The sequence below is a fragment of the Paraburkholderia sp. LEh10 genome (assembly GCF_017814945.1).
GTDB lineage: Bacteria > Pseudomonadota > Gammaproteobacteria > Burkholderiales > Burkholderiaceae > Paraburkholderia.
In genome coordinates this window covers 12,778-32,619 of the sequence record NZ_JAGIPX010000047.1, presented here as the reverse complement: position 1 = coordinate 32,619, position 19,842 = coordinate 12,778, and the positions used below count along the sequence as shown (strand labels likewise).

General features: G+C 63.2%; 18 protein-coding genes and 1 pseudogene. 8 read left to right on the top strand and 11 right to left on the bottom strand.

Annotated features, from left to right (window positions below; genetic code table 11):
• Positions 1-45: 45 nt before the first annotated feature.
• Together J8I87_RS30590 and J8I87_RS30585 are read right to left on the bottom strand one after the other, a co-directional pair.
• Positions 46-1,728 carry a ShlB/FhaC/HecB family hemolysin secretion/activation protein gene (locus tag J8I87_RS30590; protein ID WP_209935902.1) on the bottom strand — a complete coding sequence of 561 codons (1,683 nt, stop codon included), beginning with the start codon at positions 1,726-1,728 and terminating at the stop codon, positions 46-48.
• Positions 1,729-1,736: 8 nt separating this feature from the next.
• Positions 1,737-3,998, bottom strand: a complete 2,262-nt coding sequence (locus J8I87_RS30585; RefSeq protein WP_313066886.1) for a CHAT domain-containing protein — start codon at positions 3,996-3,998, stop codon at positions 1,737-1,739.
• A gap of 326 nt (positions 3,999-4,324) precedes the next feature.
• On the opposite strand from J8I87_RS30585, the gene J8I87_RS30580 reads away from it, so the two are divergent.
• Positions 4,325-6,358: a serine/threonine-protein kinase gene (locus J8I87_RS30580; RefSeq protein WP_245254280.1), complete on the top strand. Its 2,034-nt coding sequence runs from the start codon at positions 4,325-4,327 to the stop codon at positions 6,356-6,358.
• Between the two features lie 42 nt (positions 6,359-6,400).
• Positions 6,401-8,212, top strand: a complete 1,812-nt coding sequence (locus tag J8I87_RS30575; protein WP_245254279.1) for a murein transglycosylase A — start codon at positions 6,401-6,403, stop codon at positions 8,210-8,212.
• A gap of 53 nt (positions 8,213-8,265) precedes the next feature.
• Here the strand turns inward: J8I87_RS30575 and J8I87_RS30570 are convergent, their stop codons facing one another.
• On the bottom strand, positions 8,266-8,829 hold the full coding sequence (locus tag J8I87_RS30570; protein WP_209935900.1) for a hypothetical protein: 564 nt from the start codon (positions 8,827-8,829) through the stop codon (positions 8,266-8,268).
• 330 nt (positions 8,830-9,159) lie between these two features.
• Here J8I87_RS30570 and J8I87_RS30565 point away from each other — a divergent pair, with 330 nt between their 5' ends.
• On the top strand, positions 9,160-10,338 hold the full coding sequence (locus tag J8I87_RS30565) for a TIGR03118 family protein (RefSeq protein ID WP_209935898.1): 1,179 nt from the start codon (positions 9,160-9,162) through the stop codon (positions 10,336-10,338).
• A gap of 15 nt (positions 10,339-10,353) precedes the next feature.
• Here J8I87_RS30565 and J8I87_RS30560 read toward each other — a convergent pair whose 3' ends face one another.
• On the bottom strand, positions 10,354-10,602 hold the full coding sequence (locus tag J8I87_RS30560) for a porin (RefSeq protein ID WP_409518843.1): 249 nt from the start codon (positions 10,600-10,602) through the stop codon (positions 10,354-10,356).
• Positions 10,557-11,324, bottom strand: coding sequence for a Rieske 2Fe-2S domain-containing protein (locus J8I87_RS30555; protein WP_245254277.1), 768 nt, complete (start codon positions 11,322-11,324; stop codon positions 10,557-10,559). Before J8I87_RS30555 ends, J8I87_RS30560 begins: the two co-directional genes overlap by 46 nt.
• 72 nt (positions 11,325-11,396) lie before the next feature.
• On the opposite strand from J8I87_RS30555, the gene J8I87_RS30550 reads away from it, so the two are divergent.
• Positions 11,397-12,155, top strand: coding sequence for an IclR family transcriptional regulator (locus J8I87_RS30550; RefSeq protein ID WP_209935897.1), 759 nt, complete (start codon positions 11,397-11,399; stop codon positions 12,153-12,155).
• 277 nt (positions 12,156-12,432) lie between these two features.
• Here J8I87_RS30550 and J8I87_RS45800 read toward each other — a convergent pair whose 3' ends face one another.
• Genes J8I87_RS45800 through J8I87_RS30530 form a run of 5 tightly spaced genes read right to left on the bottom strand, consistent with a single transcriptional unit; the run spans position 12,433 to position 15,189 of the window.
• Entirely contained in the window at positions 12,433-12,663 is a 231-nt protein-coding gene (locus J8I87_RS45800; RefSeq protein ID WP_313066880.1) for a GDCCVxC domain-containing (seleno)protein, read from the bottom strand.
• A 22-nt stretch (positions 12,664-12,685) separates the two neighbouring features.
• Positions 12,686-13,180, bottom strand: coding sequence for a DoxX family protein (locus tag J8I87_RS30545; protein ID WP_209935896.1), 495 nt, complete (start codon positions 13,178-13,180; stop codon positions 12,686-12,688).
• On the bottom strand, positions 13,177-14,001 hold the full coding sequence (locus J8I87_RS30540) for a DNA-binding domain-containing protein (protein WP_209935895.1): 825 nt from the start codon (positions 13,999-14,001) through the stop codon (positions 13,177-13,179). Before J8I87_RS30540 ends, J8I87_RS30545 begins: the two co-directional genes overlap by 4 nt.
• Positions 13,973-14,863 carry a DUF692 domain-containing protein gene (locus J8I87_RS30535; protein WP_209935894.1) on the bottom strand — a complete coding sequence of 297 codons (891 nt, stop codon included), beginning with the start codon at positions 14,861-14,863 and terminating at the stop codon, positions 13,973-13,975. Before J8I87_RS30535 ends, J8I87_RS30540 begins: the two co-directional genes overlap by 29 nt.
• A gap of 14 nt (positions 14,864-14,877) precedes the next feature.
• Positions 14,878-15,189 (bottom strand): DUF2282 domain-containing protein, encoded by a 312-nt coding sequence (locus tag J8I87_RS30530; protein ID WP_209935892.1) that lies wholly within the window; start codon positions 15,187-15,189, stop codon positions 14,878-14,880.
• A gap of 160 nt (positions 15,190-15,349) precedes the next feature.
• On the opposite strand from J8I87_RS30530, the gene J8I87_RS30525 reads away from it, so the two are divergent.
• Both J8I87_RS30525 and J8I87_RS30520 read left to right on the top strand, forming a co-directional pair.
• Positions 15,350-15,973 carry a sigma-70 family RNA polymerase sigma factor gene (locus J8I87_RS30525; protein WP_245254276.1) on the top strand — a complete coding sequence of 208 codons (624 nt, stop codon included), beginning with the start codon at positions 15,350-15,352 and terminating at the stop codon, positions 15,971-15,973.
• Positions 15,970-16,629, top strand: a complete 660-nt coding sequence (locus J8I87_RS30520) for an NrsF family protein (RefSeq protein WP_209935891.1) — start codon at positions 15,970-15,972, stop codon at positions 16,627-16,629. Before J8I87_RS30525 ends, J8I87_RS30520 begins: the two co-directional genes overlap by 4 nt.
• A gap of 638 nt (positions 16,630-17,267) precedes the next feature.
• On the opposite strand, the gene J8I87_RS30515 is transcribed toward J8I87_RS30520, so the two are convergent.
• Positions 17,268-18,665: a PLP-dependent aminotransferase family protein gene (locus J8I87_RS30515; RefSeq protein ID WP_245254275.1), complete on the bottom strand. Its 1,398-nt coding sequence runs from the start codon at positions 18,663-18,665 to the stop codon at positions 17,268-17,270.
• 244 nt (positions 18,666-18,909) lie between these two features.
• Here J8I87_RS30515 and J8I87_RS30510 point away from each other — a divergent pair, with 244 nt between their 5' ends.
• Together J8I87_RS30510 and J8I87_RS45120 are read left to right on the top strand one after the other, a co-directional pair.
• Positions 18,910-19,560, top strand: coding sequence for an FMN-dependent NADH-azoreductase (locus J8I87_RS30510; protein ID WP_209935889.1), 651 nt, complete (start codon positions 18,910-18,912; stop codon positions 19,558-19,560).
• 18 nt (positions 19,561-19,578) lie between these two features.
• A pseudogene (locus tag J8I87_RS45120) lies at positions 19,579-19,841 on the top strand (DUF3331 domain-containing protein).
• Position 19,842: the final 1 nt, after the last annotated feature.

Here is a 19,842-nt window from a genome sequence, read left to right as displayed (position 1 = left end):
TTTCGCTCGCCTGCGGAGGTAAAGATACTTCTGACTTCTGCGACGTCACTGGAACGTCTTTGTCATCTGCACATAAAAGCGCGGCACCTTGTCGTTGCCCGTCGTATCGGAGCCCGTCGTGCGCCACGCGATGGTGCCCTGCAGCGTGATGCCGCCCGGCGCCGACCAGAACGCGCCGAATCCGACGCCGCTCCTGGTGATCGTGTTTGCGCCCTGGTTCGGCCGCGGGTTCGCGTTGTAGCGGCCCGTGCCGAAATCGAAGAAGCCGAACACCGTGGTTTTCGCGTTGACCGCGTAACGTCCTTCGACGGTGGCCACGAAGCCTTCGTCGACGAGCGCTTCCGACGGCGAGTAGGCGCGCACCGCGTGCGGCCCGCCGAGCAGAAAGCGCGATGAGTTGTCGAGCGTCGTGCCCGCCCACTGGCCGGAAATGCCGGCAAAGACGCTCACGCGTTCGGTGATCGCATTGAGCCGGTTCGCAAAAAAAGTGGTCCGCATTTCGGTGCCCTGGGTGTTGCGGCCGAACGGCGACGCGTCGAGCGTCTCGGCCTGCGCATTCCTGAAATGCAGGCTGCCGATCAGCAGCTCCACGTCCGCACTGTTAAAGCCGCCGCCAAGCCATGCATCGCGGCTTTCGTAGCTCAGACCGACGCTGCCCTCGACCAGAGAGCGCGGGTTGTGCACGTCCGCCACGCCGATGTTGTCGATCAGATCGCGATACTCGAGGTTGACCCGCGCAAGCAGGTTCTGGCTGCGCGTGCGCACGAGCGGATGCGTGAGCGTGAGGTCCACGACGGTCGCCTCGCCTTGTGCGTCGAGCGACGCGAACTCTTTCCCGAGCGCATAGTTGAGCCGCGACAAGGCGACGCCCACGCGCGTGCCGGATGCGTTGACAGGCGCCTCGTAGCCGATCCGGCCGTACACGGTATCGAGCCGCTCGCTGGCTAGCAGCCGCAAGTCCAGGTTGTCGCCGATCATGAATGGCGAATTGAGCCGGGCCAATGTTCCGAGCCGCCACGTGCCGCTTTCCGGCGCGCCGTAGTTGTCGATGTCCACAGCGAAGATCCAGCGCCTCGCGGGCGCGACGTTGATGGTCAGATCGACGGTGCCTGGCTCCGAGCCTGTTTCAATCGCCGACGTCACCTGGATGCCCGGCAAATCGGACAGCAGCAGCATCGTGCGTTCGATTTCGTGCTGCTGCAGAGGCTTGCCCACGGGAATCTGCGCGACGCGCTCGCGCAACAGGCTTTCACGGATCGGCGTGCCTGCAGCGATATCGAGCCGCACATGACCCACGCGCCCTTCGAGAACGGTGAGCTCAACCGTCCCCGCGCTCACGTCCTGCGGCGGAATCACCACCTGCGCCAGCAGGTAGCCGCGCGCGCGATACACCTGGGTCACCTTCGCGGCGATCGCTTCGATATCCGCGAAGCCGACCTGCTTGCCGATCTGGTCGCGCACGGGCGCAAGCAGCGCGTCGGACGCAATCGTATCGTTGCCTTTGAACGTGATGCCCTTGAGCGTGAACGTCGGACCGGGCGCGCCGACGGCGGGCGGCGTTGCCGGCGGCACGGCGGGCAGCGCCTCGCCGCCGCCCGGCGGCACCGGGCGCGTTTCGCGCGGCTCGACTTGCTGGAGAATGCTGCCGGCGTTCGGCAGCGTCTCGCCCCACGCGAATGTTCCGCTGCAGGCCAGTGCCGCGGCAATCAGTCGAAGTGGTGTCTTCATTGTTGTTCTTAGCGCGCGATGCTCAGGCGCCAACCTCCCATCAGGTCGAACGGAGCCCAGAAGAACGGATGCGCAAAGCGCGGATTCTGCATGACCGCGAGCTGTGCGGTCCGCATTGCGTCGATCGCCTCATGGCCGTCGGCGAGTTGGGCGTAGAACGTGCGCATCGTCAGCGCGCTGGATTCGTCGGCCACGGGCCACATCGACACGATCAGGCTGCTTGCGCCCGCATAGAAAAATGCACGCGTGAAGCCCAGTATCTCGTCGCCGCGCGCGATCCTCCCTAGTCCTGTCTCGCAGGCCGACAGCGTGACGAGCGAGACGTCGTTGAGCTTCAGGTTGTAGATGTCTCTCGCGAGCAGCGAGTCGGGGCCATCGGCAGGCTGCGTCGCGGGCGCGAGCAGGATACGCGAATGCAGCGGGTCGATCGTGTCCGCTTCGGCGTGCGTGGCCACATGCAGGACGCGCCCGGCGGGCGCATTGTCGCGAAAGCTCACACGCGTCGCGCTGGCTTGCAGAAACACTTCGTTGCGCGCGAACAGCGGCGCGATGCCGCGCACTTCGGCCTCGGCGCCCGGCAACGCAAAGGCGGGCGCGATGGTCGGATTGCCGAAGGCCACGAGACTGCTCGCGACCTGCCGCTCGCGTGTCTCAAGTTGCACCGCAACGCTTGCCGACGGTTCGAGCGCAATCGGATGGCGCTGGATCAGAAATCCATCGGCATCGTGCAGCGCCTGAAACGGCAGGTAGTGAAGCGCGCCGTGCGGAACGATGATCAGCCGCTCGTTGTCGTGCAGCCCGAGCGGCGCGATCAGCAGCGCATAAAGTTTGTCGCCGTAGGTGATGGCCGTCTGCCGGCGGCGCACGATCGCATTGCGCATATCGGTGACGGCGGCATCCATGTCGGCGCGCGCAATCGGCAGCGTATAGCCCTTGAGCCCTTCGTTGCGGATCACCCAGACGATGATCGACTTCTCGAGGCTGTGATATTCGACGATCACCTCGTTCGGCTTCAGCGCGTTGCGCACCACATCGAGACCCGGCACGTCGCCGTTCAGTTTCCGGTCGTCGACGCCCGCGTCGACGCGATTGCGCACGACGTCCAGCAGTGCGCGCGCCCGGCTGCGCTCGGACAGGCTCCATGCCGATGCATAGTCGCCGACCTCGACCGTGAGCGCGATGGCCTTTTCGAACACCGCCTGCGTGTCGCCGAAAAGACCCGTCTTGAACTCGTCGCTACGAAAGCGCGCGCGGATGCTTTCGGAATCGTCAACGGCGAGCAGATACGCTTCGCGTGCCTGGCCGCGTTTGCCGAGTACGAGATCGGCGCGCCCGATGCCTTCGTGCGCCCACAGCCGATCGTAGTTCGCATCGCCCGAACTGCTCTCCTTCAGCAGCGCGCCAAACGCGTTGCGTGCGTCTTCCGGCTTGCCTTCGGCCAGCAGCAGATTGCCTTCGATGCGGCGATAGGCGGGCGCGAGTTCGGCTGTCGGCGAAGGGCTCGCCGCGTCGAATGTCTTGCGCGCGTCAGCCGTGTCGCCTGCGGCAATCTGCGCATTTGTGATCGACAGCAACACCAGAGGCCGGTAGCGCGGCGACGCTGTTTCCAGTGCGCGGTGATAGGCAGCGATCGCATCCTGCGGTTGGCCGCGGCGCAGCGCGACATCGCCGAGCACCTTGTTGGCGGGCGCGAATACCTGCTCGGGCGCTTTGGGTGTCGAGGCGAGGGCTTCCTGCGCGTATTTTCCGGCGTTGTCGAGATCGCCCGCGTAGCTGTACGCGATGGCCAGGTCGCGCTTGGAGAGCGCGGCAAGATCCGCGTTGTCGGTGCGCTGCGCCATCACCAGCGCACGGGCCGCCGCCTCGACGCTGTCGCGGAAGTCGCCGCGCTCCGCCGCCGACACCGCCATGCTGCAATAGTCGTATGCGGGCAGAGCGACGCGGTCACGCGACAGCAGCAAGCGCCCTTCGGCCGTCAGCGTCTGCAGGGTTTCGGCGTCGCGCTCGCGCTCGGCTGCCTGGCGAAAGCCGGACGATTCGGGTGCGAGGCCTGGTGTGACGGCGCCTGAGGAAGCCGCGCCCGCATTGGCGGCCAATGAGTGGCCGCACACGCCGAACGTCAGGCAGGCGATCAGCGCAATTGTGCACGCACTGACCCGGACGACATGAAAGCGCGCTTCGGACAAGCGCATGTGCAGCATGGCGCCCGGTACGATTCGCCACGCGTTCTTCGCTCTCCTGGACAAGCGGATTCTTTCGAGTTCGTCCACATCGTCTTCCTGCTGGACGGTCCTGCGACGCGACCGGAGAGCCGTTGTGACTGAAAGCGTCGGCATGCTGACAAAAACGCACGCCGCGCGAAGACCCGCAACGACATACAACTAAACGAATCAGCATGTGCAATTTTGAAAGCCGCGCGGCGCGTGCGGCGACGCGGCATCGCGCAAGCCATCGTGCGAATGGCTGGAAAAGCGCTTCGCAAAGCGCTTCAAAATCGACCTTGTCATTCGTCTTGTAAGTACACGTGCGTGCGTGAGGATGCCGCATGCGTGTTCGCTGCGCCGCGCGACTCGACTCACATGAACATCACGCCCCGATGACAAGTCCCGACGACAAGACGGTAATCGTGTCGCAGCCGGGCGCGTCCGCCACCCGTCCCGCGAACGTCGACACGGCAGTCGCAGGCAATCCAGCTGTCATGCCATCGTCGGCCGCGAACGTCGAGTCGCATCACGCACTGGCGATCGGCGCGCGCGTCGCCGACTTCGAGATCAAGGGGCTGATCGGCGAAGGCGGCTTCGGCATCGTCTATCTGGCTTATGACACTCAATTGGGCCGCAACGTCGCACTCAAGGAATACATGCCTGCCGCGCTTGCTTCGCGCGGCGCCAATGACGAAGTCACCGTGCGCTCCGGGCGTCACGAGGAAACCTTTCGTGCGGGCATGAAGAGCTTCGTCAACGAAGCCAGGCTGCTCGCGCAGTTCGATCATCCGTCGCTCGTCAAGGTGTACCGCTTCTGGGAAGCGAATGGCACCGCGTATATGGTCATGCCCTACTACGAAGGCTTGACGCTGCGCGATACGTTGCGAACGATGAGTTCGCCGCCCGACGAAGCAGGTCTGCGCGCGCTGCTGGGTCCGCTACTCAGCGCGCTCGGCGTGATGCATGCCGCGCAGTGTTTCCACCGCGACATCGCACCGGACAACATCCTGCTGCTCAAGGGCAGCGGCCGCCCGCTGCTGCTCGACTTCGGCGCGGCAAGACGCGTGATCGGGGACATGACACAGGCGCTGACTGTGATCCTGAAACCGGGTTATGCGCCCGTCGAACAATATGCGGAAGTGCCGTCTCTCAAGCAGGGACCATGGACTGATCTGTACGCGGTCGCTGCCGTCGTCTATTTTGCGATTCTCGGCAAGACGCCGCCGCCATCCGTTGGGCGCATGATGAGCGACAGCTATGTGCCCCTCGCGAAGCAAGCCGTGGGACGCTATACGCCCGCCTTTCTGCAGGCGATCGATCACGCGCTCGCGGTAAGGCCCGACGAGCGTCCGCAAAGCGTTCATGTGTTTGCTGCCGAACTGGGCCTGCCGCTCGGCGATCAGGATGACGCCGACGCTCCCTCGCTCGCCATGACGCGCGGCAACGCAGGAGTGCGCGATGCCGGGGACAGCGCGCCGGGTCTGCGCGGAGATTCGAAAGCGGGTGGCCCGAAAGCATCCGTGCGATCCGCGACGGATGGCGCGCCGCGTGAAGCAAACCGGCGATCCATATCGATCGCAGCCAGTGCAGTGGTCATCGCAGGGCTCGCCGCGCTCGGCGGCTGGCTCGCGCTGCGTCCCGCAGGGACGCCCAGCCCCTCCGCCGACGCTCGTGCGACAGTTGCGCCAAACGGCAATGCACCCAATGGCATCGCGGCAAGCAATGGTCTGGCTGCATCGAGCGCCCCTGCACGGGCGCAGTCCGCATCCGTGACGGCTGCTTCCGCGCCGCTAGCGAGCGCCGCGCCGCCGCCATCGACCGCAACATCGACCGCAAACGTGAACCCGGCGGCGAACACAGGCGCGACGGCCGCGCGACAAGCCGCCACCGCACTTCCGCCCTATTCGCCCGACGGCGAACTCGAGCGGATCGCGGCCCTGGCCGATCCGTCGATTCGCGTGACGGCGGCCTCGCGCAACACCACCGCGCGGATCAACAAGGATCGTCTGCAGTTCACGGTCAGCAGCAACCGCGCGGGATATGTGTACGTGTTCATGGTCGATCCCGCCGGTCAATATCTGATGCTGTTCCCAAACGGACTCGACAAGAACAACACAATCAACGCCGGCGAGTCGCTTTCGTTGCCGCGAGCGAGCTGGCCGATGACGGCGGGTGCGCCGGCGGGCCCGAATCACTTCCTCGTGCTGGTGTCGCCGGCTCGGCGGGACTTCTCCGATGGCGGCCTGCATCGCGGGACGGTGTTCGCCGATTTTCCCGAAATGGCGCAGCGCACGGCTGCGGCGCGCCGCACCGGCAGCTATTCACCCTTTGCCGGCCAGGCGCGCTGCACGGCTGGCGCGGCGGACTGCAAGGATACATTCGGCGCGGCAACGTTCACGATCGACGTGATCGGACCGTCGACATAGCGGACCACGCAAGCGCCCGCGCAGCGGCATGAAGGAGGCGGCATGCGCAAGACAGATGGGATGCTCGTGGCGGCAGCGATGCTCGCAGGTTGCGCCAGCGACCAACCCGCCAGTACGACGACGATTGGTCCGCTGCCATCCTCTGCTCAGGTGCAGGCGAAGGAATCCGAGCAGCGGGTTGCCCCCGTCACGTTGCCGTCGTCTGAGGCTCGGGCGCAATCTGCCCCGATGCAGGCGATGCCGCCAGCATCACCTGCGCCCGCGAGTGTCACCATGGCCGCTGCGCCGCAAGCGAACGCAAACGCGAACTCGATCGCCACCGTCGCGTTCGCGACGCGTCATGCGTACTACGAGGCATCCCGCTTCGCCGACCTGCCCGGGTGGAACACCGACGACCTCGGCAGTTGCTGGGATGCGTTCAAACGCAGTTGCGCCGCGCTCGGCTCACGCACGGGCTGGTCGGAACCGTGCGCGGCGTCGCGCGCCGTGGATGCGCGCAACGTCGCCGCGGTCCGGCTGTTCTTCGAGAAGTACTTCAACGCGTACCAGATCCGCAATACGGACAAGAGCGGCGAAGGCACGCTAACGGGCTACTACGAGCCGCTTCTGAACGGCAGCGACCAGTTCGGCGGCGCCTTCGTCTATCCGATCTACGGCACGCCGGATGACATGCTGTATCTCGATGCGCGGCGCCTGCCCGAGCGAGCGCGCGGCACCGTGAGCGCGGCCCGCGTCGACGGGCGCGTGGTCATTCCCGTCAGCGATGTCGAGGCGAATGGCGTCAAGGGCGTCTACGCGCTCGACCTGCGCGGCAGCGTTCCCGACATCCGCGACAAGAAGATCCGTCTGCGCCTCGATCGCGATCGCATCGTGCCTTACTACACGCGGGCCGAAATCGAGCGCGGCGCGCTCAAGGCGCCCGTTCTCGCGTACGTCGACGATCCTGTGATGCTCTATTCGATGCAGGTGCAAGGCGCAGGCAAGGTGCGCATGCGCGACGGCAGCGTGCGGCGCTTCGCTTACGCCGAGCAGAACGGCCGTCCGTTCATGCCGCCCGTCGCGCGCGCGAGCGGCGGCAGCGGCCAACGGATCACCGTGCGAGGCATGGATGTGGAGATCGATGTCGAGGATGCGCCATCGATGGACAGCGCAGGCACTGTCAGTCCTGGCGATGATCCATCCGTGACCGCGCGTGCAGACGATGACGAGCCGTCATCGCCATTGCTGCGCGGTTTCGAGCTGGCGGCAGCGACACCGCAAAGCGGCGGATCGGTGACGCCCGCCATTCGCCCGGCCGGCAGCAGCAAGGCGGGCGCGACTTCGAATGGTTTCGCCGTTTCGAAGACACGCGAGGCCGCTGCGGGAACCGCAGGTACACCCGTGAGCAAGGCGCCCGTCAAGCGATTATTCGCCGTCTCCGATCCCAGCTATGTGTTCTTCCGTTCAATCCCCGATTCGCCGTACGGACCCGTCGGAGCGCTGGGCGTGCCACTGTCGCCGGGCCGGTCGGTCGCCGTCGATCCGCGCACGACGCCGCTCGGTGCGCCTGTGTTCGTCTCGACACGCGACGACCCGCAAGCACCCGGCGCAATCGACCGGTTGATGATGGCGCAAGATTCAGGCGGCGCGATCCAGGGCGCTATACGAGCCGACTATTTCTATGGCTTTGGCCAAAGCGCCCAGGCCCAGGCGAGCCGAACGAAGGAACGCATCCGCATGTGGGTGCTGTTGCCGAAAGGGCTGCCCGTCGCCGCGCAGGATGCGTCGATGAAGACGCGAGGCGGCGGCGCGCCCGTGTCGGGTGCCGATTGCCTCGTCAGCGATCCCGATTTTTGCGTCGACGATGCGCCCTGAGCGATGCGCTGTGCTGCTTCGCGCTCGTCTTCAACTGCGAGATGGCATCCTGGCTACAGCCGTATGCCGTTCTGGATCAGCAAGTGTTGAAGCCGATGTGCTTCTTCCCATGCAACCACAACAGTCAAACCGGGATACAACCGGCTCAGCTGACCCAGCACGCCCGGTGCGACGAGTCTCTCGTTGAGCCCTTGAACGCAAGGCGAGCAAGGCCGCTGAGAGACGATGATTCTGAGCCATTCGCCGTCTGTATGCGGTTTGTGCGGAAGACTATCCATTGCGTCGATGAAAGCATTGGCGACATCCTGCTCGGCGTGGTCCCGGAACGCGGCGTTTTCGCGAGGGGCGTTGATATGATCGGTCGGGTCAGGAATACGCGTCGTCGCGCGAATCGTCGGCGATGCACCGACGAATCTTCTGGCACTCAGTCCATCGATACCCGTCCACCCGACGGCAACCGTATGCGCCGAATCGGGAATGCCGTATTCGCGCCGGGTTTGCGCGAGCAAGGCTCGCCCGATGGCAAGCCAGTCTGTGGGACTCGTCGGCTGAGGGACGGCGTGGCCAGGCATTACACGCGAAGCCGATGCGCCGATTGCGTTAAGTGATTGGGACATAAGGTCTGCTTCCCGTTTTCATGTCATGCGCCGGGTGCGCTTGATTCTTCTCAAGCGTGTTTCGCATGTAGTCATGCTGAACCTTTCGCGAAGACATGTACATATCGCTGACGGCCAACGCTCGTCACGTTGACGCCGCCTTTTGGCCCCTTCTGCGAGGTCGACAACCTTCATCGCATCGTCGAGCATTTCAAGGCCCTCGCCGGGATCCACTGCAGCGGCGATAGCCAGCATTTTGGGAGTACAGCGGAATATTTGGTGCGCACCGTTCGTTTCTCTGGCGCTCACTTGCGGAGCAATTTCTCACCAGACAGAGTAAGGAGGGTAGTCATGTCACAGGTCTCTTGGCGTCTTAAAGCGGCGGCCGTGATTGTCCTCGCCGCCGGTTTCACAATCGGGCATGCCCATGAAGACGATGCTTACGTCGTCACACCACTCGTGTCCAACGTGGCGGGCGCGGCCCCGAAGGTCGACGGGGTACTACAGAACGCCTGGGGTATCGCGTTTACTCCGGCGGCAAGTCCATTCTGGGTCAACGACAACGCCACAGGCTGCTCCACGCTGTACGACGGCGCGGGGACAAAGGTGGTGGCGCTGCAGGTCTCCATCCCGCTGCCAGGCAATGTCATACCGGACAGCGCGTGTCGCCCCTTCTTTCCCAACAATCCGCCGAAGACCGCGCCCGCGAAGCCGACCGGAATAGTGTGGAATCCTTCGCCGGCGTTTCTCGTGCCAGGTACCACGATCCCGGCCGCATTCATCTTCGCGACCGAGGACGGCACGATTTCCGCTTGGGCTCCTGGGCTGAATCCGCCCAACCACGCCGTGCTCGCGGTCGATAACTCGTCCTCTGGGGCCAGATACAAGGGTCTTGTCGTCGGTGTGAACGCGAAAGGAGTATTCCTGTTTGCGACGAACTTTCGCTCGGGGCGGATCGATGTATTCGGACCGAGCGGCGGCACGAAGGGTCTGTTCATGCCCGCGACGACGGACGGCGGCTTCATCGACCAGCACATCCCAGCGGGATACGCGCCGTTTGGCATCGCGAACATCGATGGCGACCTTTTCGTTACCTATGCAAAGCAGGACAAGGACAAGGAGGATGACGTTGCAGGCAACGGTCATGGATTCGTCGACGTATTCGATACAGACGGTCACCTGCTGCGCCGCTTCGCCAGCCGAGGTTCACTCAACTCGCCCTGGGGAATCACGCGTGCATCATTTGCATTCGGCCGCTTCAGCGGCAAAATCCTGATTGGCAATTTCGGTAATGGCCGAATCAATGTTTTCAACAATGACGGCAGATTCGTCGATCAGTTGGAGGATCAGTTCGGCAATCCACTGGCTATCGACGGCCTGTGGGCTCTGACACTCGGCGGCGGCCGCAACTCGAGTCCGGACACGGTGTACTTCTCGGCAGGTCCTAACAAGGAGGTCAATGGATTGTTCGGTATCATCGCTCCGACGAGCGCCTCCAAGGAACACGGGTCGGTTGAGGACGGGCAATAGCCGGCAGCGGCTCACTCACTTGTGCAACCCCAAGGGCAAAATATCTGACCAATTGATGCGATTGCCGGTGTTGAGACGAAACAGCGTGCCGGAGCCTTGCTTCGCCGCATGCGTCACGTACTCGACGCCCGAGTCGAGAATGCCGTAGAGCGTCACAGACAACTGAGCGTGAGCGGCCATGCTCGCCGACGCGCATAACGTAGAGGCGAGCGTGGTCCTTACCAGTCGCGTAGATCGCTGAACGGGGGAATGAGCGTGTACCACGGGAAAAGGTACTGCGTGATGCGCCAGTAGTAAGAATCCGGCTCGCCATTGCGACGCCCGAACAGCGTGAGCCCGAACGGCTGCTTCTCGATTTCGAAGATGACGTTGCCGTCTGCCTTGATGTATTCGAGCGCCTTGGTGCCCGGGTGCATCGGGTCTTCGTCGACTTCGTAGCGATGCACGTACGAGACATGGCTGGTATCGATGCCGCCTTCCATCGCCTGCAGATAGTTCGACTCCTGCAGACGTTTGGAGACGAATACGTGGTCCGCCGGCAGGTTGCACCATTCGAGGTCCGGCGGCGCCGGTTGCTTGTCCTTTGGCCCCATGTAAGCCCAGACGATTCCCGCGCGCTCGATACACGGATACGCCGTGATGCTCATGTGCTTGCATGCCTGCGGCGCCGACGGCACTTCGACGCAGTTGCCGTTGCGGTCGAACTTGAGGCCGTGATACGAGCAACGGATGCCGTTTTCCTCGTTGCGCCCGAAATAGAGCGATACGCCTCGATGCGAGCAGAACTCGTCGATCAGCGCCGCACGCCCGTCCGAGTCCCGAAAGGCCAGCAACTTTTCCCCGAGGATCTGCACGCGCACCGGCGGGCAATCCGGTTCGGCGATTTCACTCGCGAGCAGGATCGGCACCCAATAGCGCCGCATCAGATTGCCCATTGCGGTGCCGGGACCGGTGCGCACCAGCGTTTCCGACATGTTCTTGTCCATGCTCAAGCTCCAATTCGTATGTGAGGTTGACGCTTGCGGCGCGGCCCGAGGGGCAAAAAGGGACAGGAAGAAATGGAAGAAAAGAAGGCGCACGAAAGCGTTCGTGCGGTTGAGCGGGCGCTGGAAATACTTCTCGCGTTCAGACCGGGAGACAAATCGCTGACCGTCGCGGAGCTGGTTACGCGCGTGGATCTGAGCCGTCCGACGTTGTATCGGCTGCTCAATACGTTGGAGCAGGCTGGTTTTCTGGCATCGTCGGGAGAACCGCAGCGCTTCAGTCTCGGTAGCTCGGTCGCACAATTGGCTCATGTCTGGTTGAGCGACCACAGCATCGCGGAGCTTGCGCAGCCGGTGCTGCGGAGTCTTTGGGAAGCGACGTCCGAAACCGTCGCACTCTTCGTCCCCGACGACACTTACCGGCTTTGCGTCGCGGAACTGGCAAGCAATCAGCCGCTCAGCTTTCGACGCGGCATCGGCTATCGCGAGAAGCTCGTGCGCGGCGCGAGCGGCCGCACCATCCTTTCGCAGATGCGACTCACGCCCGAGGAATTGCGGCGTTATCTCGTCGATCCCGAACAGGACGTGGGGGCGGTGATGAGCGACATCGAACGAATTCGCGCCAAGGGGTTTGGCACGAGCCATCACGAATTGATCGAAGGCGCCGTCGCCGTCGCAGCGCCGTTCTTCAACGGCGCCAATCAGGTAGCGGGGTCGATATGTATTTTTGGCCCGAGCGTCCGGGTTACGGAACAGCGAGTTGAACAGTTCGCGGAACTGCTCAAGGAGGCCTCTGCAAGACTATCTCGTCTGCTCGGGCACCAAGGTTCTTAGTCGATCTGGCGTTCGCCGAGGACGGGTCGAACAATCGGGACGCATCGCTAAGCGGCCGTTAAGATCTCACCCAATCGGCCATCTGCGGTCACTGGTCCTTTCATTTTCACTGGCATTCGAGCGTCGGCAATGCATCACAGCGCGGACATCGACTCATCTACCGTGTCTAAAGTCTCGTTGGTCTCCGGCAAAGAAGAACTACAAGGACAACCTCCAGGCGGGCAACCTTGGCGACGTGTGACTAACGTGGTCGATCCATCGACCGCTGAGTTCGTATCTATCGTCGCCTTGTCTGAGGTTCGGAGCACGCGCGCTTGTACTGAATAGGCGGACACGGTACCGAGCCGAAAGAACAGAATACGCAGCCGTCGCCCGGCTTCGGACGCAGCAGCGCATGACAGGCCGGACACTGGCAGTAGAACTGGCATGCATCCGTGGGCATGGCTTCGGGCGTAGCAGCCCCGCATTGCGGGCAGGTCGGGACAGATGTGAGAACGATTCTGTTCACAGTGGGTGTCTTCCTGTCGAATTCAACTGTCACCGCGCTGACGCCCGGGGACTTCCGACGAAGCGTCCCTCCACCATCGCTGACGTATCAGTTGGTCAAGCGACAAGGCTCCGGCTCCCCGGCACAGCAGGACGAGCAGCATGGCTGCCCACTGAATATGCGTCGGCCACGCCTGCGGGTAAACAAAAATCTCGATCACGGCGGTCATTCCGAGCAGAACCAGCGCGGCGGGCCTGACGCCCAGGCCGAGCACCAGCAACACCGGCATACTCAGTTCTATCGATACGGCAATGTATGCCGCCACATCCGGCGGCAATACCGGCAGCCGGTATTCGTCGCGAAACAGTTCGAGTGCCGCATCCCAGTTCGCGAGCTTGGTCATCGCCGAATTCCAGAAGACCGTTGCAACCGCGAGGCGCAGCGGGATGGCCAGCAGCCAGTACGGCACGCGTTCCAGCAGTTGGACCGCCCGCTCAAAGACGTTGCGGCCTTCTGCATGGTTGGAGGGGAGAGTCATGTCGATGATCCCTGGTCGATCCGGGCGCGGCCGGCAATGTGCGACGCCTGAGCAAAGCATCCGCGCGCCATGTATGCGGCAATGAGTGCGTATCCATCCGATTCGGGCGCACGAGCCAGCGCCTCGCCGAGCGTCTCGCCCGTAAAAAGCGCCTGGCTGATGCGCCACTCTCCAGCGCTCAAGCGGAGCGTATCGACGCCTTGGGCCACGCGTTGCACGAGCAGACGGACAGGACCGTGCGCGAATTCGATCGCACGCAGCGCGGCGTCGTCCTCCTGGAGCACGGCGCGCCAGATAGCGTCGGCGGGAGAATCGCAGCGCAGCAGTCGTGCGGCCGGATGCGGCGACAATCGCAGCGAGCCGAGCGCGTCATCGTCGAGTCGTACGAGACACGCGGGATCGAGCAGTGGGACGTCGGGCGCGTGCAGCACGCCATTCACCTGCCATTCGAGCCGCGCGACGTCCGCCACATACGACATCGATGAAATTTGCGGCATCTGCGCGAGGAAGTCCGGAAGCTGTTCGCCATATTCGTCGAGCCATGCGCTGCGCGGCGGCGCGACGCCCACGAACAGACGCACCGCACCTTCAAAGAAGTCCTCGCCGACCAGACGCCGCACGGCGGGAAAGGCGAGCCGCATGGCTTTGACGAGCACGCCTTCCGCCGTATTGCGGTAGATGTTCAGGCGCGCCTGCGGATCGAGACCGTCGGCCAGCACGGCAGAGACCGCGTCTTCATCGGCGCCTCTATCGGCACCTTCGAGCAGGCTCCGGCGCATGGCCTGTTGAAGATCAGCCAGGGATGGCGTGCGCATGTTCATGTCGAACCGCCTCCAGTGCCGAATCCGCCGTTGCGGCCTCCTCGATGAGAACGTCGAGCGGCGGCACATCGGTGTCCCATTCGATCAACGTCGGCACCGGGCCGAAGCGTTGCAACGCAGCCGCATAGAGCGCCCACACCTGCGGCGCGACTCGCGAGCCGTGATCGTCGATGCGCAACACGCGATCGCCCTCGAGGTGCCTCTCGCTGTGGCCGGCAAGATGGATTTCGCCGATGGCTGCCGGCGGCAGCGCGTCGAGATACGTGTGCGGATTCCAGCCGTGATTGCACGCGCTCACGTAGATGTTGTTCACGTCGCACAGGAGTTCACACCCCGTGCGTTGCGCGAGATGCGCGAGGAACTCCCACTCCGGTATGGTCGAATGCGCGAAGCGAAGATAGGTGGACGGGTTCTCCATGAGAATGCGCCGCCCCAATGCCATCTGCACCTGATCGACGTTCCGGCACACCACGTCGAGCGCCTCCTCGGTCATCGGCAACGGCAGCAGATCGGCGAGGTACGTGCCGCCCGTCACGCTCCACGCGAGATGCTCGGAGATGAGGCCTGGCTGCACGCGCGCGGCGACGTCGCGCACGCGCGCGAGATGCACTGGGTCGATTCCATCGGCACTGCCGAGCGATAGGCCCACGCCGTGCAGCGAGACCGGATAGTCGCGGCGGACGGCATTCAGATAGCGCGTAGCGGGACCACCACCCATGTAGTTTTCTGTATGCACCTCGAACCACGCCACGGCCGGACGTTCGTCGAGCACGGCCCGATGGTGGCGAAAGCGCAGCCCCACGCCGGCCCGCGTGGGAATCGGGCCGGCTGGCACGCGTGCGCGGGCGACGGTTGCATTCATGGCCGCAACACCTCTCAACCCGCCTTGGTCTGGCCGCCCGCGATCTTGCTGCAATCGCCTGCCGGCAACAGCACGAATGACTTCGGGTCGCGCGCCTGCGTGGCCTGGCCTGCGCAAGAGTGTGCTCCTTCGGCACAGTCGTTCTTCGCCACCGCATTGATGCCGTAGCACTTCTCGAGGTGGTTCTGTGCCATTCTGGCCATGTTGTCCTTCACGACCTGCGGCGGGTTGCCCATACCCTGCGCCTGCGCGGGGAGCGCCTGCATCGCGAGCGCCATGCCGATCGCTGCGGACAGCGACGAGATGGTCAAAGCGGACTTGCTCATAGTATCTTCTCCAAGGGTTGGGGTCGCGAAGATGCGACCACACAACCAGATTCGATCCGTCGCCGCCAAAGGTTACGCGCCGCGTCGAAGATATTTGGATTGCTTGCCTCATCCACGAAATGCAACGATGTCCGACTACCGAGACCGACGCGCCGCGCACATGCAGCCCGACCGAACTGCACCCGCCGGCAAGGGGCCGCGCGCCGCCAGGCTGGATGACGCGATCCGGCCCGATGGCACGCCCGACTGGTCCGTTTTGATGGCGCGGGCGCAGCAAGGCGATCGCGACGCCTACCGACACCTGCTACAGAGCATGACACCGTACCTGCGCAGTCTCGCGAGCCGCAACGGGGTCCGTCACGACACCATTGAAGACGTCGTGCAGGACGTTCTCGCCACCGTGCACCTCGTACGCCACACCTATGATCCCGGCCGACCGTTTGGCCCGTGGCTGCTGACGGTCGCCATGCGCCGCATCGTCGATACGCTGCGCCGCGATGGACGTCTTGACGCCCGTGAAGTGCCGCTGGACGATGAGCATGAAACCTTGGCCGACCCCACAGCGAATCTGATGGAAGAGGCCACGGATGCGCGCATGCTGCGCGAGACGATCGAGCGCCTGCCTGCCGGGCAGCGCGACGCGATACGCATGCTGAAACTCGAGGAAATGTCACTGAAAGAGGCGGCTGTGGCGAGTGGAATGACTGTTGCCGCGTTGAAGGTTGCGGTGCATCGCGGGCTGAAGGGCCTGCGCAAGCTCCTGACGCAGGGAGACCGCAAATGAGTCCAACCTCCGATCTGATCGAAGCGCTCGTTGCCGACGCGAAGCCGTTGCGCCCTCTGCGCGCGCCTGCCAGGCGGGCGGCCGGCTGGCTGCTGTTCGCCGCACTCGTGCTCATTCTGGTCGGCGTGGCGCATGGTTTGCGGCCCGACCTGACGGCGAAGCTCCAGCAGCCGGTATTCGTGACCGGCGTGGCTGCGGCCGCGTTGACGGGGATTCTTGCTGCCGTCGCGTCGTTCGTTGCGAGCGTGCCGGGAAGGTCGCTGCGCTGGGCGCTGTTGCCGCTGCCCGCGCTGGCGGCTTGGGTATCGACGATAGGCTATGGATGTCTGACGAACTGGGTGGAGATCGGCCCGGACGGCATGTCACTGGGGGAGACCGCGCGCTGCTTCGCGACGCTCGGCCTCACGGGTATCCCTCTCTCACTCGCCCTGCTGATCATGCTGCGTCACGTTGCGCGACTCGCGCCCGCTCCCGTGGTGATGACGGGCAGCCTGGCCGTTGCCGCGCTCACGGCTGTAGCGCTCTCGATGTTTCATCCGCTCGACGCGACGGTCATGATCCTGGCCTGGAATTTCGGCGTCGCGACGATACTGTTGCTGATCAGCGCGCGGTACTCAAACCGATTGTTCGCGTGGGTGATATCGCCTGTCCGATGACAGCACTGGCGTGCCCACTTGTGGTATCAAGTGCACGCCGATCGTCCATCGATATGAAGTGCTTAAGGACGAAGACAAGACTGGCGATTTTTCCGGAACCGTGCGACTTTCGTACCGTTGCTCGTGGCCGCTCCGGTGTCTGACATGCGTGCCATTGCGGACGCTCACGAAGTCGAGCACTGAATGACGGAAACGGGTCGGGCTGCGCCAGTCCGCTCTTCAAACTCATCGCTGCAAAGGGGCCAGTGGAATTCCGCTGCCTGGAAACGGCCCGCCGGCAGTGCGTACTCCCGACCCTTCTCGATCATTCAATTCCAACAGTGGAACGTCCGGATGCGACCGTATAGCCGACGGCGCGTTTTAGACAGACGGTGTTTCCGGGGAACCAGGAAAAAAAACCGAGCCCGCAATGCGACCGAGCCGACCGTCCTCGCGCAGGGCAGAGTCCATTTTGGCCGCGGTCGGTCGCGAGTTCTCGTAGCTCGAGTGCCTCGGGCTGGCATCGTGGAGCGAAGCCGACGGTGTCCGGAGCATGGCTGACGATCCAAACGGGACCGACACTACGACGCGCAGCAAATCGGCTGCCGAAGAAATCCACCATGCTCATCAAACCCTGCAGCGACGCCCGGCGTCTGTCATCACCTATATCGGTCAATGATGTCGAACAGACGCCGACATGATGTAGCGACGTGCTGTTCAGGCGCCGTAGCGACGCCGAGCAGAAGGCCTGACACAGTCCAGGACGGATTCGCGAACCAGACGGACAATGGTGATGGTGCCATGCCAACGGTCATCGCATCGCGAACGATCCGCACATCTGGTGCGCCCTCGGGCAGTCGGAGAAGTACTGCCAGGCCGGCATTAACCCACTCCGCCTCGCGCATACGCAACTGCTCGCATAGTGCGTCACGCTGCGCGGAGTAGATGCGCTTGAGCCGGCGAACGCGCCGGATGTAGTGGCCGTCACGCATGAATTGAGCCGTGGCGAGTTGAATGACTGGCGATGGCGCGGGAGCAAGTGTTGCAGCGACCTCGGAGAATGCGTTGGCCAGTTCAGTCGGCGCCACGACGAATCCAAGCCGCAGAGCCGGGTTAACAGTCTTGCTGAAAGAACCGATGTGGATGACCCGCTTTCCCTCGCCCAGCGATGCCATGGCAGGGGCCGGCCTACCTTGCAGTTGTAGCTCGCCAAGGTAGTCATCTTCAATGATCCAGGCGTCGCTTGAAGCCGCCCACTCAAGCAGCTGAAGACGTCGCCTCAACGACAGGGTCGAGCCCAAGGGTGCCTGTTGACCGGGCGTCAAGACGACTAACGCAGCGTCCGCGGCCTGCTCAATACCATAGTCTACGTTGAGACCGTCGGCATCCACCGGTATCGGCACGATATTCAAGCGAGCAAGCTCCAGGCCTTTCCGGGTGACCATGAAACCAGGCTCTTCCATCCATACTTTCTTGCCGTCCAAACCTAACACCCGCAGCGCCAGGCCTAAGCCGGAGCTATATCCTGAAGTAATAAACACCTGCTCAGGATGGCAGTGAAAGTTTCTGGAGATGGCAAGATTGCCCGCGATCTCCGTGCGCAGTTCGAGTTCGCCTCGCGGATCGGGATAGAGCAGGGACGATAAACATCCCGTCTTCAGTAAATTGGACGAGCGGGCCCGCGAAAAAAGCTTTTCCGGTAACCCTTCAAACGCCGGAATGCCCAACTGAAAGATCGCCGGCCCAGCGTTCATTTCCTCATAAGCCCTCATAAAGGCTCCCAGCCGCGGGGCTTTGGGTTCAGCCGCCGCCACGAGGGGCCGGGGCGCCACGCGGGTCCCCCCTGCCCCGAACGTTTCAATCATTTGCGCGTCGGACAAACGTTCATATGCCGCTTGAACTGTTCCGCGCGCCACGCCGAGTTGCACGGCCAGGTCCTGCCACGAGGGCAGCCGGGCGCCAGGCGCGAGCACGCCCGACTCGATGGCCCTACTGATGCTCTCACGAATTTGTTCGGCCAAAGACAGCTTCGCTGTCCGGTCGAGCCGAATCTGCAAGTCTGAGTCCATGTTCTTGGTACACACGAAAATGGGTGATCTTGGTTCTTCTAGTCATACCATCGATGGTACAGAATATTTGCACCAGCGTTTATTCAAGCGTAAGGCCAATACGGAGATAGCTGGCCATGAGCATTCGTCCGATTCTGCCCGCTTTTGCGTGACAACCGGGAGCTTCGTACGACGAAGTGCCCGTCATGCACGATGTCGCTATCGCCGTTGTGAGTCAGTCGGAGAAAATTGTATGAACATCCTGCACATCGATTGCAGTCCGCGACGGGAGTCCCACAGTCGCCAGCTCTCGTCGGCGATCGTCGAAAAGCTTCTCACGATGCTGCCCAGCGCGCATATTAGCCGCCGCGATCTGGGATATGAACCGATACCTCATGCAGGCGCCGCCTATGCCGCCGCGCTCGCTACGCCCGCGTCGCTAGCCGCGGCAGGACGGTCCGCCGACGCGATACTGCTGGCCGAGCAACTCATTGAGGAAGTCGAGCATTCCGATGTCGTAGTCATCGGTACACCTATGAATAACTTCACGGTTCCGTCCGTCCTGAAAGCGTGGATCGATCAGATCCTCCGTGTCGGCCGCACAATGAAGTCGACACCAACCGGCAAGATCGGAATGCTTCGGGACCGCCCCGTATTCATCGGAATCGCTTCGGGTGGCGTGTTCGCTGGTGATGGCGCCAATCAGCCAGACTTTCTTACGCCCTACCTTTCTGCCGCACTTGGCTGCATTGGTCTCAATACAGTCCATTACCTGCCGTTGCAAGCAACGGCATTCATCGATGATGCCCGCGCGGCGGAACTTCGCCGCTTGCTCATCGCAACGATTGAACCGGCGATGGTCCGCTTCGTCCGGAGCCGCATCGGCGAAAACGAATACCAGTAATCTACGAGGGGCGAATACATGACCCTGTCAATCGTGGAGAAGCTGTCGTCATCGACGATCAGCATCCGCTGGAGCGATCCTTGTCTCGGTCACTATGAGAGTCAGATCTGGGTATCGGCCTTGCGCGCGCGGATGCCATCTGTGTCCTGTCCGGTCAGCCAATACGCCGCGGGGATTCGATATTTCGGCCGCGCGCCTATGGATCGCATGTGCCCATCAATCGCCACCGGATGATTCTCGCTTCCGTAGTAGCTGGCTTTTTCCACGATCCGTCACGTTAAA